Consider the following 1,162-nt stretch of genomic DNA (forward strand, 5'->3'; position numbering starts at 1 on the left):
CAGTGATAGCCGCGGGCCTCTAGGCTTGCCTCCGCTACAAAACCTTGTCGCACCCTTTGCACTACAAAGCAATCGCCTTGGGCGCTTGTTCGTTGCAATACGACCTCACCGCTGGAGATGTAAAACATGCGGGTCGGTCGCTTGCGCTGCGCAAAAGGCAAGTGACGACGCTGGTGGGTGTGCTGCGAACAGGCCTCACGCAGATCGACAGGCAGGAGACTATGCAACGCTGGCGGCAGCTTGCTGGTGACTGGGGTTGTTGCAAAATTCATATGATCAAAATCATATATCCAATGCCGAGCTCGGACCGACAATGCCCTTCTATTTTGAAAGATACCTATGAAACTCGCTGTCTTGGTTGGTGTGTTTTCGTCCCTTTGTTTGTACGGAGCCGCTTCACAAGCCGCACCCGCCTCCGCCTACGCGGGGCAGGAGGCGCGCGAAATTAAGGCACTTTCTGCTGAAGAAGTCGGTGACCTTGTGGCCGGCAAAGGCATGGGTTTGGCAAAAGCAGCCGAACTCAATGGCTACGCTGGTCCCGCGCACGTTCTGGAGTTGGCAGATGCACTGGAGCTGACATGCGAACAACGCGCACAGACCCAAGCGCTGAAGGCTGCCATGACTGCCAAAGCAATTCCCTTGGGCCACGCGGTAGTGGCAGCGGAACGCAAACTCGACCAATTGTTTGCCAGCAAAACCATCACACGGGCGCTTTTGCGCAGTGCATTGGATGAAATTGGAGCGCTTCAGGCCCGCGTGCGTTGGGTTCATCTAGAGACGCATTTGGCCCAAGTGGTGGTGTTGACGCCAGACCAAAATGCCCGCTATTCACAGCTCAGAGGGTATTCTGGTGACGCGACCATGGTTCCGAAGGCTCGATCGCAACACAAGCACTAAGCTGAATTCAACGCCATGTTCAGCTTGCAGCCCATGGCGGGCGCTCGGTTTGACGAAGAGCTCACCCCATAGCGGTCCGTCGATCCCCGGTTGCCAGTGACCGGTTAGGAGTAGCTAGATCGAAAATTTCTAGTACCGCTTAGTGTCTTAAGCGGGCCTAGACGTTCTCGGCAATATCGACCCCAATTCCCCGCCCAGTCCAACAATTTCGCCGAACCTCAATACTGCTTGTACGGCAAAAATTTTCCCGACAGCACCACATTGA

The 1,162-nt window shown here is 55.2% G+C and carries 2 protein-coding genes; one reads left to right on the top strand and one right to left on the bottom strand.

Annotation, left to right across the window (positions count from 1 at the left end):
* A partial coding sequence (locus AC097P_RS24460) for a hypothetical protein (protein ID WP_479613012.1) occupies positions 1–272 on the bottom strand: 272 nt, incomplete at its 3' end.
* Between the two features lie 67 nt (positions 273–339).
* Here AC097P_RS24460 and AC097P_RS24465 point away from each other — a divergent pair.
* The gene (locus AC097P_RS24465; RefSeq protein ID WP_479613013.1) at positions 340–897 is read left to right on the top strand and encodes a Spy/CpxP family protein refolding chaperone; all 558 of its coding nucleotides are present in this window, start codon (positions 340–342) and stop codon (positions 895–897) included.
* Positions 898–1,162: the final 265 nt, after the last annotated feature.

The sequence above is a fragment of the Rhodoferax sp. ZS1R8 genome, assembly GCF_056521325.1.